Annotated in this window: 14 protein-coding genes and 1 pseudogene; 13 read left to right on the top strand and 2 right to left on the bottom strand. The window is 43.8% G+C overall.

Annotated elements, in window-relative coordinates; genetic code table 11:
* The first annotated feature begins 10 nt into the window (after window positions 1-10).
* Genes lgt through IOC57_RS08615 form a run of 4 tightly spaced genes read left to right on the top strand, consistent with a single transcriptional unit; the run spans window position 11 to window position 2,968 of the window.
* Window positions 11-823, top strand: coding sequence for a prolipoprotein diacylglyceryl transferase (lgt, locus tag IOC57_RS08630; RefSeq protein ID WP_207438336.1), 813 nt, complete (start codon window positions 11-13; stop codon window positions 821-823).
* 27 nt (window positions 824-850) lie between these two features.
* Window positions 851-1,795, top strand: a complete 945-nt coding sequence (locus IOC57_RS08625; protein ID WP_207438335.1) for a nucleoside recognition domain-containing protein — start codon at window positions 851-853, stop codon at window positions 1,793-1,795.
* On the top strand, window positions 1,785-2,453 hold the full coding sequence (gene ppaX / locus IOC57_RS08620) for a pyrophosphatase PpaX (RefSeq protein WP_207438334.1): 669 nt from the start codon (window positions 1,785-1,787) through the stop codon (window positions 2,451-2,453). Before IOC57_RS08625 ends, ppaX begins: the two co-directional genes overlap by 11 nt.
* Entirely contained in the window at window positions 2,450-2,968 is a 519-nt protein-coding gene (locus IOC57_RS08615; protein ID WP_207438333.1) for an acyltransferase, read from the top strand. The genes ppaX and IOC57_RS08615 overlap by 4 nt, the downstream gene beginning before the upstream one ends.
* A gap of 241 nt (window positions 2,969-3,209) precedes the next feature.
* On the opposite strand, the gene IOC57_RS08610 is transcribed toward IOC57_RS08615, so the two are convergent.
* Both IOC57_RS08610 and IOC57_RS25785 read right to left on the bottom strand, forming a co-directional pair.
* A complete protein-coding gene (locus tag IOC57_RS08610) occupies window positions 3,210-3,854 on the bottom strand; it encodes a class D sortase (RefSeq protein WP_396020787.1) in 645 nt (214 codons plus the stop codon).
* Window positions 3,835-4,908, bottom strand: a pseudogene (locus tag IOC57_RS25785) (processed acidic surface protein). Before IOC57_RS25785 ends, IOC57_RS08610 begins: the two are co-directional and overlap by 20 nt.
* 491 nt (window positions 4,909-5,399) lie before the next feature.
* Between IOC57_RS25785 and IOC57_RS08595 the strand changes: the two are divergent.
* From IOC57_RS08595 to IOC57_RS08555, 9 genes are all read left to right on the top strand, one after another.
* Window positions 5,400-6,584, top strand: a complete 1,185-nt coding sequence (locus IOC57_RS08595) for an ATP phosphoribosyltransferase regulatory subunit (RefSeq protein WP_207438329.1) — start codon at window positions 5,400-5,402, stop codon at window positions 6,582-6,584.
* Complete coding sequence (hisG, locus tag IOC57_RS08590; RefSeq protein WP_207438328.1) at window positions 6,577-7,206, top strand: ATP phosphoribosyltransferase; 630 nt, start codon at window positions 6,577-6,579, stop codon at window positions 7,204-7,206. The genes IOC57_RS08595 and hisG overlap by 8 nt, the downstream gene beginning before the upstream one ends.
* A 26-nt stretch (window positions 7,207-7,232) precedes the next feature.
* Window positions 7,233-8,519: a histidinol dehydrogenase gene (gene hisD / locus IOC57_RS08585; RefSeq protein ID WP_207438327.1), complete on the top strand. Its 1,287-nt coding sequence runs from the start codon at window positions 7,233-7,235 to the stop codon at window positions 8,517-8,519.
* A 93-nt stretch (window positions 8,520-8,612) separates the two neighbouring features.
* Window positions 8,613-9,200 carry an imidazoleglycerol-phosphate dehydratase HisB gene (gene hisB, locus IOC57_RS08580; protein WP_063233950.1) on the top strand — a complete coding sequence of 196 codons (588 nt, stop codon included), beginning with the start codon at window positions 8,613-8,615 and terminating at the stop codon, window positions 9,198-9,200.
* On the top strand, window positions 9,201-9,833 hold the full coding sequence (gene hisH, locus IOC57_RS08575) for an imidazole glycerol phosphate synthase subunit HisH (protein ID WP_207438326.1): 633 nt from the start codon (window positions 9,201-9,203) through the stop codon (window positions 9,831-9,833). It begins immediately after the preceding gene.
* The gene (gene hisA, locus IOC57_RS08570) at window positions 9,830-10,564 is read left to right on the top strand and encodes a 1-(5-phosphoribosyl)-5-[(5-phosphoribosylamino)methylideneamino]imidazole-4-carboxamide isomerase (protein ID WP_207438325.1); all 735 of its coding nucleotides are present in this window, start codon (window positions 9,830-9,832) and stop codon (window positions 10,562-10,564) included. The genes hisH and hisA overlap by 4 nt, the downstream gene beginning before the upstream one ends.
* 1 nt (window position 10,565) lies before the next feature.
* Window positions 10,566-11,324 carry an imidazole glycerol phosphate synthase subunit HisF gene (gene hisF, locus IOC57_RS08565; RefSeq protein WP_207438324.1) on the top strand — a complete coding sequence of 253 codons (759 nt, stop codon included), beginning with the start codon at window positions 10,566-10,568 and terminating at the stop codon, window positions 11,322-11,324.
* A complete protein-coding gene (gene hisIE, locus IOC57_RS08560) occupies window positions 11,321-11,977 on the top strand; it encodes a bifunctional phosphoribosyl-AMP cyclohydrolase/phosphoribosyl-ATP diphosphatase HisIE (RefSeq protein ID WP_207438323.1) in 657 nt (218 codons plus the stop codon). The genes hisF and hisIE overlap by 4 nt, the downstream gene beginning before the upstream one ends.
* A 196-nt stretch (window positions 11,978-12,173) precedes the next feature.
* The gene (locus IOC57_RS08555) at window positions 12,174-13,676 is read left to right on the top strand and encodes a tetratricopeptide repeat protein (RefSeq protein WP_207438322.1); all 1,503 of its coding nucleotides are present in this window, start codon (window positions 12,174-12,176) and stop codon (window positions 13,674-13,676) included.
* Window positions 13,677-13,762 lie beyond the last annotated feature (86 nt).

Genomic DNA, 13,762 nt, shown 5'->3' with positions numbered 1-13,762 from the left:
GAGGGATAAAATGGAACAAGGAATACAGCCGCTGAATCCAATAGCGATAGATCTAGGCCCCATCCAGGTACATTGGTATGGACTGATCATCGGCTTCGGTGTGTTATTGGGGCTCATAATCGCGTTAAGGGAATCCGAGCGAAGAGGTCTGGATAAGGAAATATTTACGGATATGATTTTGTTTGCTGTCCCAATCGCGATCATTAGTGCCCGTATTTATTATGTGATCTTCCAATGGGAGTACTATTCACAAAACCCGGGGGATATCATAAAAATATGGAATGGCGGAATTGCCATACATGGTGCGTTGATTGGATCGGTTCTGACTGCGATCGTCTTTGCCAAGGTCAAGAAAGTCTCATTCTGGAAGTTGGCGGATATTGCTGCACCGAGCTTATTGTTGGGGCAGGCAATTGGCCGGTGGGGTAATTTCATGAATCAGGAAGCGCATGGGAGAGAAATAACAAGGTCATTCCTGGAAAATATGCATTTGCCTGAATTCATCATTAATCAAATGTACATAAACGGCGCGTATTATCACCCAACCTTTTTGTATGAATCGATTTGGAATATCGTAGGTGTCCTTATTCTCTTAAGTTTACGGAAGGTGAACTTGCGCAGGGGGGAACTATTTTTAACCTATGTAATATGGTATTCCATCGGCCGTTGTTACATTGAAGGATTGCGGACGGATAGTTTGATGCTGACGGAATCGCTGCGTATCGCACAAGTTATCTCGATTGTGTTGGTAGTTGTAGCCATTGCTTTAGTGGTTTATAGAAGGGTTCGCGGGCATGCAGACAAAAGGTATTTAGATGCCTAGGGAATATGTGTAAAGGGAGAGGGCATAGTGTTAGTAGATTCGATTAAAAAGGGATTTCTTTCAGGCTTGAATACGACTTGGTCTTTGGGTAAAGTGATCTTCCCAGTCACTCTGATCGTCACTTTGCTTCAATATACGCCTGTCTTGCCATTCATCATTGATTTGATAGCGCCTTTGATGAATCTCATCGGTCTTCCAGGGGATGCGGCAATTCCGCTCGTGTTAGGGAATTTCCTGAATTTGTATGCAGCGATCGCTGGCATATTAACGCTTGATTTAACTGTGAAGGAAGTTTTTATTATCGCTATCATGCTATCTTTTTCACATAATTTATTGATCGAGTCAGGTGTGGCGATGAAAACCGGTGTCAAGCTGTGGATCATTTTAACAGTACGGATCGGGCTTGCGCTTTTGTCAGCGGTCGTCATCAATCTTGTTTGGCAGGGCGGATCTGACATGGCCCAAGGAGTGGCTATAGGGGAGGCTGCAGAGATAAACGGAGCGGGTGCAATCCTTTTACATGGTGTCATCCAGGCCCTTTCAGGAATCGGTCAGCTGGCTGTCATCGTTATCCCACTCATGGTGGCGGTTCAAATCATGAAAGATTTAAAATGGCTGGAAGCCTTCTCGAAAGCCCTGGCTCCCTTCATGAAGGTCCTGGGAATGAAGCCGAATGCTTCCATGCCTTTCGTTACAGGCCTGACCCTCGGTTTGGCATATGGAGCAGGCGTAATGATTCAAGCGGCTAAAGAGGATAATGTTTCGAAGAAGGATATGACGATTGCATTCATCTTTTTAGTTGCCTGCCATGCTGTTGTAGAAGACACACTGATTTTTATTCCGCTGGGGATTCCGGTCTTGCCGTTGTTACTTATTCGGGTACTCACTGCCATTGTTTTAACGATGGCCGTTGCGTATATATGGAATCGGACTGACAGGGTACAGAGAAAGGAAGCTGTATATGAACAGTAACATAACTACCTTATTATTTGATCTTGATGGGACGTTGATCAATACAAATGAATTGATCATCGCCTCTTTTACAGAAACTTTAAACCACTTTTGTCCTGGAAAATTCAATCGGGAAGATATCATTCCATTTATCGGGCCGACTTTGGTTGACACTTTCACTTCCATTGATCCAAAACGAGTGGATGAAATGATCGCATACTATCGGGACCATAATTGGAGGAACCATGATTTGCTTGTGACACAATTTGACGGAGTGTTCGAGACCGTTCAAACATTGAAGCAGGGCGGCTATAAATTGGCAGTCGTTACGACAAAGAAACGTGATGTCGTTGAAAAGGGCCTGCGTTTAAGCAAACTGGATCAATTCTTTGAAGTGGTGGTCACGCTGGATGAGGTGGAAAAGGCAAAGCCGGACCCAGAGCCTTTGGTAAAAGCTTTACATCAACTCGGTTCGGTTCCTGAAGAAGCGATCATGATTGGCGACAGTTATCATGATATTATGGGCGGGAAAAATACAGGTACAAAAACGGCAGGGGTCTCATGGTCCATTAAAGGCCGTGAATTCCTTGAAAATTATCACCCTGATTATATGCTTGAGCAGATGGCGGATCTATTGAATATCGTTGAGGTTGAAAAGCTCACGGAGGCAAGAAAATGAGACGCACGTCCCGCTATCCAGTTGAAGGGGCCAATTCACTATGGCATGTGTATAAGACCGTTCCATTCTGGAAAGTCGTTAAGAATTTTGTGGTGATACAGCTGGCGCGTTATACGCCTTTTCTGGGCATGAAGAATTGGCTATACAGGACTTTTTTACATATGAAAGTAGGGAAGCATACTTCGTTTGCCTTGATGGTCATGCCGGATGTGATGTTTCCGGAAAAAATATCGGTTGGCATTAATACTGTCATTGGCTATAATACGACGATCCTTGCCCATGAATATTTGATTCATGAATATCGTTTAGGAGATGTAGTCATTGGTGATGAAGTATTGATTGGAGCGAATTCGACCATTCTTCCAGGGCTTTCAATTGGTAATGGGGCGATTGTCTCTGCGGGAACGCTTGTCCATAAGGATGTTCCAGAGGGGGCTTTCGTCGGTGGGAATCCAATGAAAGTCATATATACCAAAGAGGAAATGCTTGAGAGAGAGCAGCAAACTTCCTTATGAAAAAAGGGACTTGCCCATTTATGTGGCAGGTCCTTTTTAATGGCATTTTGGTATAACGGAGTCAGTTCATTCTTTAGATGCTCTATCACTTCGTTGATTGATACATTTTCTTGGTTCACAGTCGCTTCATACGTTTCTTTTAAAAAACCTTTCCTGTGCCTGTTTATCCATATTGGGCTTGTCCTCCTATCATCTAATAAAGATTTATGAAGAGGGGGCTGAACAACTTCAGCCCCCTATCTCATTTATCTATTGCCGATTTCAATAAATCGGCAACCAATACGTACCGTTCCGGTGCACTACCAATATATGAAAAAGGATAGCAGGTTGTTACTGTAAGCGTGGCTTTAGGCTTGGGAACGATCACGGTACGGTCATCTGCGTCGACAATACGAACCTTCCTCACCTTATATGTAAACGAACCGGCTTCTGTCTTGGCAATCAGCAAGTCTCCCTTGCCGACTTCACCTAGATCTCTGAAAATTGTATCTCGGTGACCGGATAAAACCGAATTATCCTTTTCACCCGGGAGGACGGACCCCGCGTAATGACCGACGCCCTTTTCGAGTTCATCTTCGTCCGTTCCGTGATAAATTGGGAGTGTTGCCTCGATTTTTGGAATATAAAGCTCACCCATTAAATCACCTGTCTCGGGCCGTTCTTCATATAGTTCAAGTCCATCGGGAATATCGGCTTTCGTCTTTGGTTCGGGAAGCTTAGCCGTCGCTTCCGTTGGTTCGGATTTCCATTTATATAGGGCATAGCCTTTTAACATCTTATAGGCGTTCGTCGTTGTAAAATAAGAACCTAAGGTTAAAAAGCAAACAGCAATGATGAGTAACCATGTTTTCTTATGCCTGGATTGCCTATTTTTGCTCATCTGAATTAGTGGATCTCGCTTTTCTAATTAATCCGAAAGCCATACCCATCAGCACTAAACCGATTAAAGCACCGAATAAGTAATGACCAGCCGTTTTAGGAAGCACTCCGCCTTTTTCCGTTTTATGTTCAGTTTTTGCGGGTTTCTTCTTTTCCTTTTTGACCTCAACCACTTTAGAAATGACCTCAGTGGACTGTTTCATGTCATTACCGGTTTCTTTCACTAAATCGGAACCGATCATTTCACCTGTCAATGTGAAATCGAGCAAAAAATTGCCGTCTAAATCATAAATGGAAACTAGTAAACTAGCATTCGTTAATTCCTTAAGCTGGAATAAAGCCTCAAGGGATAGGTTTGTCGTGACACCATTCTGAATTAAGGCGAATTTGAATTGAATTTGCAGCAAGCTTTGAAGATCTTTATATATAGAAAGCAACTCAGCGACTTATTCTGCTGACAATTCATCAATTGTTTCAAAATACTCGAGTTGATCCATCCTATCGGAGATCGCCAGTAAACGATCTTCAAAGGAAGGGTCATCGACGATAGGCGAAATATGGTTCATGAATCTGTCGAGCTCTTCGTCAGTAAGGCCGGTCCCAGTAAAGAGACCATCCATTAAATCGATGATCTCTTCATCGCCGTATTCCATCTCTTCCTCGTCATAACCCATTTCTAATTCGATGATATCCTCAATGTCGTAAATGAAATGAAAGGTATCGATAATGGTGTCTCCCTCTTCCAGTTCGCCGTATTCTATTAATAATTCCCTAAGTTCAGCTTCTGTCATTTCATATTCTTTAAGTAGATTCTGTAAGGTCTCAGGAGTGACGGTCTGTCCTAATGTATCACGCAATTCTTCTACAGATTCCAGTTCATTCAATGTTAAGTCGTAATAGGATAGATAGTTTTCCAATTCTTCTTGCGTCATTCTAACTTCAGAAAGGTATGCATTAAGCTCATCCTGGTTGATCTTAGCTGCCGCATAACCCTTCGTTCCGCTTAAACCCAGTGAAAAAAGAACGATAAGTGCCACAAAAAATAAAAAATATTTCTTCATTCCCATTTCCTCCTAAAATTTTATAATATTACTAAACTCCTAAATCATATAAAGCAGCTATATCAAAAGGTATACATTAATGACGATAAATGGTTAAAGATAGGAAGATTTATCCAGGAGAAAGGTATAACTCCTTCGGATAGGGCTTAAACCGATCATGAAGTATTTCCAAGAGCACCGTGGTATTGAAGTAATGAAATTAGGCATTTTTTCCTTGACGTAAGGTGGGGGCAGGGGTAAACTATTAATAACTTCAACCTGCTACCATATTAGCGAACTAAAGTGATTTAATAGATTATTTCGAGTATTTATATGATTATGTCATTTAATTTGATACTATTTTTATTATATGTTATCCGAAATTTGGATTTAAGCTTGAAACCTTGGAAAGATAAAGGGATAACAAACTAAGAATGGGTGCATCGGTTTTTGCCTATAGGCGGACCGATTGGATATAGATAGTAATCAATATTTCAAAAGGATGTGCAGTCGTGACAAAGCCATTTATGTTTGAAAAACCGTTAGGAATGAGAGATACATTGCCGGTTCTGTATGAAACGAAAGTGTCGGCCAGAAATAAAATGAGTGATGAAATCAAGAAGTGGGGCTATCAATTTATTGAAACACCTGCTTTGGAATATTATGAAACAATTGGTGAGGCTTCAGCAATATTGGATCAACAGTTGTTTAAACTTCTTGATTCCCAGGGACATACGCTCGTACTCCGTCCAGAGATGACCGCCCCCATTGCACGGGTCGCAGCATCCAAACTGTTAAAACAGCAAATTCCGCTTCGCCTGGCCTATTCCGCGAATGTTTACCGGGCACAGCAGCGAGAAGGAGGCAGGCCGGCAGAATTCGAACAGATTGGTATTGAGTGTATCGGGAATAAGTCTATAAGTGCCGATGCTGAAATGATTGCCTTGCTCGCGGATGCTTTAAAGGCTGCGGGACTTAGGGAATTTAAGATTTCCATTGGACATATTGGATTTCTGCAAGAATTTTTCTTAAGCATTCTAGGTACGGAGGAAAGAGCCTCTATATTAAGGAAGTTTTTGTATGAAAAGAATTATGTTGGTTACCGGGAGCATGTTAAATCACTGCCACTTTCATCCATTGATAAACAACGGCTTATCGAATTTACCTCATTAAGGGGCAGTGAAGGAACCTTGAAAAAGGCGCTGTGGTTGGTTGAGAATAATAAAGGGCAAGATTCTTTGGCTGAACTGAAGGAATTGTCTGCACAGCTGAAAGAATTTGGCGTTGAACAATATGTGAGCTTCGACTTAACATTGGTCAGTCATATGAGTTATTACACGGGAACTTTATTTGAAGTGTATGCGGGACAAGTTGGTTCGCCAATCGGCAATGGCGGCCGGTATGATAATCTGCTTGAGAAGTTCGGCTGGGATGCTTCGGCCACAGGTTTTGCAATCCGGGTGGATCGCCTTGCGGAAGCTCTTGGGGAGCCGATCCAGCCGGTCGCACCAGAATGTATTTTATTCAGTCCCGAACGGAGATTGGAAGCGATTGAATTTGCAAGAATGAAACGCACCGACGGGAAATTGGTAACGATTCAAGATATTACAGTGGTCCAAAATGTTGATGCTTTTACACGGACATTTTCTGAAGTTCATTTATTCGTAGGGAATGGGGGGAATGGAAAGGATGAATAATAGCTTTTTAACGATTGCGATGCCGAAAGGGAGAATATTTGAAGAAGCGGCAGAACTATTAAGAAGGGCCGATTTCCGTCTCCCTCCCGAGTTTGATGATTCCCGGAAATTGATCCTTGAAGTGGAAGAGGAGAATCTGCGGTTCATTTTAGCTAAACCGATGGATGTCGTAACTTATGTGGAACACGGCGTCGCTGACATTGGAATTGCAGGGAAGGATGTCATGTTAGAAGAAGAACGTGATGTCTATGAGTTACTTGATTTGAAAATCAGTGCCTGCTATTTAGCTGTAGCTGGACTGCCTGGAACGAAAATAAGTGACATCGCCCCCAAAATAGCCAGTAAATATCCGAATGTTGCCTCCAGTTATTTTCGGGAGCAAGGGGAGCAAGTCGAGATTATAAAGTTGAATGGGTCCATTGAGTTAGCACCGTTAATTGGTTTAGCTGAACGTATCGTCGATATCGTTTCAACGGGGCGGACGCTGAAGGAAAATGGTCTAGTGGAATATGCGAAAATCGCCAATGTGACTTCGAGGCTGGTAGCAAACCCTGTCAGCTATCGAATTAAAGAAACAAGGATTACCGAAATCGTGGAACGGCTAGCAGAAATTATTGAATAGTTTAGAATCGCTAATGAGGTGAAGGTATGAAAATAGAACGGTTTGCTGAAGGGATTTCATTGAAACGCTCGGTTGAAGCGGGTACTGCCGATCAAAGAAAAACGGTTCAGGATATTATTTATGATGTCAGGAAAAGCGGAAACTCCGCTTTACATACCTATACCGAACGTTTCGATGGAGTCAGCCCAGGGGAATTACTTGTATCGGAACAGGAAATGGAAGAAGCGACAGCGGCCTTAACTGCTGAGCAGCTTGATATTATTCAAGAAGCTGCGAATAATATCCGAATGTTTCATGAGAAACAAATTCGAAATTCATGGTTTACGACTGATGAGACGGGAACGATGCTAGGACAAAAATTGACGCCTCTGGATGCTGTAGGTGTTTATGTACCTGGAGGCACAGCGGCATATCCTTCGTCAGTATTGATGAATGCGTTGCCTGCGAAGGCCGCGGGGGTGGAACGGATCGTTATGGTTTCTCCTCCAGGGAAAGATGGGAAGTTGTCGCCAGCGGTTTTGGCAGCTGCCAAAATAGCCGGAGTTAAGGAAATCTATAAAGTTGGCGGGGCTCAAGCTATAGCTGCTCTCGCTTATGGGACGGAAACAATTAAGAATGTGGATAAAATAGTGGGGCCGGGAAATATATATGTGGCGTTAGCGAAGCGCGAAGTATTCGGAGATGTCGCCATTGATATGATAGCAGGTCCAAGTGAAATAGCGATATTGGCGGACGAATCAGCCGTCGCTGCAGAAGTTGCGGCAGACTTGCTTTCACAGGCGGAGCATGATGCCCGAGCTTGCAGTGTTTTGGTTACGACGTCAACGTCTCTTGCAGAAGAAGTGGCAGAAGAAGTGACCAAGCAGGTGGCGTTACTTCCACGCCATGAAATGGCTGAAGCATCCATAAGGGATTATGGAAGAATCGTTGTATGCGGGAATATGGCAGAAGCTGTTGAAGCGATTAATGAACTTGCACCGGAACATTTGGAAATTGTGGCCAAAGATGCACTTGAAATCATGGCTGAAATCCGCCATGCCGGGGCAATCTTCATTGGCCGCTTTAGTTCGGAGCCTGTAGGGGATTACTTTGCAGGTCCCAATCATGTGTTGCCTACCAATGGGACCGCCCGTTTTTCCAGCCCGCTGAATGTGGATGATTTCCAAAAGAAATCGAGCATCATCATGTATAGTGAAAAGGCCTTCCGCAAAAATGCAGAAAAAATCGCAGCATTTGCCCGAATGGAAGGGCTGGAGGCCCATGCCCGGGCCATTGAATCACGTGGTGTAAATGAATCCGGGGGAAAATCCTGATTTATTAAATAAGTGAAATCACTGATATAAAGACTTATGACATGCTTTTACATCATGGGAAAAGGGGTCTTGCCCCGTTGAGGAGGAGTTGTAATGGAACGTTTTGCTAGTGTGGAGCGAAAGACGAATGAAACGGAAATTAGTTTGAAGTTTGGTGTGGATGGGGAAGGTAATTCCTCCATTAAGACGGGCGTTCCGTTTATGACGCATATGCTGGATTTGTTCACGAAACACGGGAAGTTTGATTTGACAGTGGATGCAAATGGGGATACAGACGTGGATGATCACCACACAACTGAAGATATTGGCATTTGCTTGGGGCAGACGTTATTGGAGGCGCTTGGGGACAAGCGCGGGATAAAACGTTATGGAAATGCTTTCGTACCTATGGATGAAGCGCTCGCCCAGGTTGTCATCGATTTAAGCAACCGTCCGCATCTGGAGTTCCGGGCTGAGTTTCCTTCGCAAAAGGTTGGTACTTTCGATACTGAACTGGTGCACGAGTTTCTTTGGAAATTCGCTCTTGAAGCCAGGATGAACCTGCATGTAGTCGTTCATTACGGTCACAACACACATCATATGATCGAAGCAATATTCAAAGCGCTTGGACGTGCATTGGATGAAGCTACGACAATCGATCCACGTGTCAAAGGCATCCCTTCGACGAAAGGAATGTTGTAAATGATCGGGATCGTCGATTATGGCATGGGGAATTTATTTTCTGTAAGCAAAGGTCTTGAGCGACTGGGTGCCGATTCATTCATTTCCGATGATCCAAGAGAACTTTCAAAGTCGAAAGGGATCATACTTCCCGGCGTTGGCTCTTTCAGGGATGCCATCAGTCTTTTGGAAAGACAAAAGCTGGATGTATTCCTGCGGGAATATGTAGCCGATGGAGGTTATTTATTAGGCATCTGCCTTGGTATGCAGCTTCTCTTTGATGAAAGTGAGGAAAATGGACCGGCAAAAGGATTATCCCTCATCCCAGGAAAAGTCGTTCGTTTTAAAGGAGTGGATGCGAATGACCAGGTTTATAAAGTGCCGCACATGGGCTGGAATCGTCTTGAATTTAAACGCGTGTCACCAGTGAATGTGGGACTTGAAGAGGATCATGTTTATTTCGTCCATTCTTACTACGTCGATACGGATGAATCATACGTTACCGCTTCGGCGACGTATGATGTGGAAGTGCCGGCGATCGTCGGCAAAGGGAATGTATTCGGCATGCAGTTCCATCCGGAAAAAAGCGGGAAGATGGGCATGTCACTCTTGAGAAATTATCTGGCATTAGTAGAAGGGAAGGAAGAAGCATGAGCAACTTTACCATTTACCCGGCAATTGATATGCGCGGAGGCAAATGCGTCCGCTTAATCCAGGGAGATTACAATCAGGAAACCGTTTATGGCGATTCCCCCTTCGATATGGCTAAAAGCTTTGCGGACCAAGGAGCCGATTGGATACATATGGTCGACCTTGACGGAGCTAAAGAGGGAGTACGCATCAATGATTCATATGTAATTAAAGCTGCAAGCGAGTTAGGGGCCCGCATTCAAATCGGTGGCGGCATCCGTACGGAACGGGATATAGCCCATTACCTGGATAATGGGGTGGAACGGGTCATTCTAGGCAGCACGGCCGTTTCCGACCCTGATTTCACTAAAGATATGATCAGGAAATATGGAAGCCATATCGCAATCGGGATCGATGCGAAGGATGGCAGGGTAGCCACCCATGGTTGGCTGCAAACATCTGGAACCCTTGCAATAGATCTTGGTAAATTACTGGCCGATGCTGGTGCAGAGACCTTTATCGTGACTGATATCGCCACGGATGGCATGCTTTCAGGTCCGAATGTGAAAGGTATATTGGCGATGGCGGAGGCAACCGGTAAAAATGTGATTGCTTCGGGAGGCATTAGTTCACTCGAAGACATTATCACCCTCAAAGAGTATGAAGCCCAATGCATTGCAGGGGCAATCATTGGCAAGGCACTATATACCAATCGTTTTACTGTACAAGAAGCACTAGAAAAGGTGCGTGGTTAAATTGCTCACTAAACGAATTATTCCATGCCTCGATGTAAAGGATGGGCGCGTAGTCAAAGGCATACAATTTGTTTCCCTTAGGGATGCTGGAGATCCTGTCGAACTTGCAGCCTTTTACGACCAAGAAGGTGCCGATGAGCTTGTCTTCCTGGATATTTCCGCATCACATGAAGGCAGGGAAACGATCGTCGATGTCGTTCAAGCGGTAGCGGGCAGCTTGGCAATCCCGTTCACGGTGGGCGGCGGCATTAATTCATTGGCTGATATGAAGAAGATCTTACGAGCCGGTGCCGATAAGGTATCCTTAAATACAGCAGCCATTCTGCGCCCTGATTTAATTAATGAAGGTGCTGACTATTTTGGTTCCCAATGTATCGTGGTCGCCATTGATGCCCGATATGAAGAAGAGCTTGGTTCATGGCGCGTATATACCCACGGCGGTCGGAAACCGACTGAATGGGATGTGATCGTGTGGGCGAAGGAAGCCGTAATCCGCGGTGCAGGTGAAATTTTATTGACAAGCATGGATTGTGACGGCGAGAAGCAAGGGTTTAATATCGCTTTGACAAAAGCGGTATCCGAAGCCGTTTCAGTGCCAGTCATCGCCTCAGGCGGGGCAGGTAACGCTGGGCATTTCCAGGAAGCCTTTCAAGAAGGAAAAGCCGACGCAGCGTTAGCCGCATCGATTTTTCATTATAAAGAAACATCCGTCAAAGAAGTCAAAGCGTTTCTCAAACAACAAGGAGTGGTTGTACGATGAATCTTGAAATTATTAAATACGACGAAAAAGGTCTGATACCGGCAATTATTCAAGATGCAGGAACCGGCGAAGTGCTGACACTTGCTTATATGAACAAAGAATCGCTGCAAATGTCGTTTGAAAAAGGTGAAACGGTTTTCTTCAGCCGTTCACGCAATGAATTATGGCATAAAGGGGCAACCAGCGGTAATACACAGAAAATCGTCGAAATGAAGTATGACTGCGACCAAGATGCATTGGTCGTTCGGGTCGTTCCTGCTGGTCCAGCGTGCCATACAGGGGCAACCAGCTGTTTTAGCGAAACGATTTACCAAAACAGTGAAGCCGGGCAAGTCATGAAGGTGGATGTGAACTTCTTGACGGAATTGGAAAAATTGATTGAAAAAAGAAAATCAGAAATGCCTGAAGGTTCATATACTACGTACCTATTCGATAAGGGCGTTGATAAGATCCTGAAAAAAGTCGGTGAAGAAGCGGCAGAAGTGATCATAGCTGCCAAGAACCGTGATGCAGAGGAACTTTCAATGGAAAGTGCCGATCTCCTCTATCACTTATTCGTTCTTCTTCAGGAGCAGGAGCTGCCTTTCCAAGCAGTGCTTGATGTATTGAAGGCTAGACATTCCGATAAGGACGAACCGAAAGAAAGCGAATGAATAATGATTGCCCTCCGTCAATAGGAGGGCTTTTTTTGTGTTTACGACTTTGAGCACAATCTTGACTAGGTATATCATTCATTTTCTCTAATGGAAAGTAAGGTAATTCGCATTTTCCATTTTCTTGAATTGTTCGGCAAATTTACACCAATATGTTATAATACTATGGTTAATCAACTTGTAGATGGAGGATTACATGAGTAAAGACTCTAAATTTGGCCAACAGGCAAAAATTCTAACCTTTCACCCAACAGGTGAGTATTATTTCACCAAGGGTTTAAAAGCTTATCATAGACGAGAATTACCAAAATCAAAAAAATACCTGGAACGTGCGCTGGAACTTGAACCTGCTGAACCGATGATAGCTTGTCAATTGGCAATCACTTGCTCGGAAATCGGTGAATATAATTATTCAAACAACCTCTTGGAAAACATCTTGGATGTGATGGATCCCTATATGTCGGAATGTCATTACTTCCTGGCGAATAATTATGCCCACTTAGGCATGTTCAAGGAGGCTTATCGTCACGCCAGTGCTTATCTTGATAAAGAAGAAGACGGGGAGTTCAGCGATGATGCAGAGGATCTGCTGGAACTGATAACTTTTGAGTCGGATGAGTCAGAAGAAAATCCCTTCAAGCATGATGGACTCATTACCAAACAGGAGCAAGCCCGTGAGTACCTTGAATCAGGGAATTTTCCGAAGGCAATCGAAGTGTTGAAAGAAACGATTGCCGAGTACGAGGATTACTGGTCCGCTTATAATAACCTGGCACTTGCCTATTTCTATCTTGGTCAAGTAAATGAAGCTTTTGAAACACTTGATGAGGTACTGGAAAAAAGTCCGGGAAACCTGCATGCGCTTTGTAACCTTGTTGTTTTTCATCATTATCAACAGGATGAAGCAAAGGTTGAAGAGCTTATACAGATGCTGGAGAAAATTCGGCCGATGCTATCCGAACATCGTTTCAAGATTGGGGCGACCTTCGCTTTGATCGGAAACTATGCTTCTGCATATAAATGGCTGAAAGTACTCCAAAAGCAAGGGTTCGAGGGAGATGGGACCTTCTACTATTGGCTTACCATTTCCGCTTACCACTTAGGCCATGAACAGGCTGCCAAAAAAGCATGGAAAAAGGTCGTGGAAATGAACCCGGAAAAGGAAGGCATGGAGCCTTGGGGAGATATGAATGCAACTTCAGATGGTTTTGAACATCATTTTCCTTCTATTATAAAAAGGCTGGAAAGTGAATTCATCGAAGAAAGGCTGTTTGCCATCTTCCTTCTGAAACATTCGGTTCATAAACAAAAGCTATTGAAAAACCAGGTCCTCAACCTAAATCAGAATTTCACTGATTTGGAACGTGATTATGCCGAGCTTGTTCAAGGTCCTGCTAAAGATCGCCAATTGACACCGATTGATTTTGCCGATCGCACAGCTGAGTTATTATATCAGCATTTCCAACCGATACAATTAAATGAAGCCGGGCTCTATTTAATGTGGTTTTCCGTCTTCATCGAAGCGGTAAAATCCGAGCAGAAATTAAATAATCCAGCAGGCTGGGCATCTGCGGTGGAGTACGTGTGGAATCAGCTTAAAGATGAGAAGGCGAGCAAACAGGCAATCGCAGACAAACATTTCATATCGGTGTCCACCTTATCGAAGTACGTAAAGTTGGTTCAAAACTTACTGGGTTGAGCAGATATTTGGACGAAAAATTATTTGTTATATAGGATAATAGGTAGGGAACACTAACCGTAGTGAAGGTTCCATTTGTAATGGAA

Origin of the sequence: Bacillus sp. SD075, from assembly GCF_017355165.1 — a bacterium.
Lineage (GTDB): Bacteria > Bacillota > Bacilli > Bacillales > DSM-1321 > Peribacillus.
Note: the sequence above shows the minus strand (reverse complement) of the source record. Positions and strands in the feature narration are given on the sequence as shown.

Coding starts and splice junctions, on each gene's coding strand:
- lgt (WP_207438336.1), top strand. CDS start 11: ATGGAACAAGGAATACAGCCGCTGAATCCAATAGCGATAGATCTAGGC.
- ppaX (WP_207438334.1), top strand. CDS start 1,785: ATGAACAGTAACATAACTACCTTATTATTTGATCTTGATGGGACGTTG.
- IOC57_RS08615 (WP_207438333.1), top strand. CDS start 2,450: ATGAGACGCACGTCCCGCTATCCAGTTGAAGGGGCCAATTCACTATGG.
- hisG (WP_207438328.1), top strand. CDS start 6,577: ATGAATAATAGCTTTTTAACGATTGCGATGCCGAAAGGGAGAATATTT.
- hisD (WP_207438327.1), top strand. CDS start 7,233: ATGAAAATAGAACGGTTTGCTGAAGGGATTTCATTGAAACGCTCGGTT.
- hisB (WP_063233950.1), top strand. CDS start 8,613: ATGGAACGTTTTGCTAGTGTGGAGCGAAAGACGAATGAAACGGAAATT.
- hisH (WP_207438326.1), top strand. CDS start 9,201: ATGATCGGGATCGTCGATTATGGCATGGGGAATTTATTTTCTGTAAGC.
- hisA (WP_207438325.1), top strand. CDS start 9,830: ATGAGCAACTTTACCATTTACCCGGCAATTGATATGCGCGGAGGCAAA.
- hisIE (WP_207438323.1), top strand. CDS start 11,321: ATGAATCTTGAAATTATTAAATACGACGAAAAAGGTCTGATACCGGCA.
- IOC57_RS08555 (WP_207438322.1), top strand. CDS start 12,174: ATGAGTAAAGACTCTAAATTTGGCCAACAGGCAAAAATTCTAACCTTT.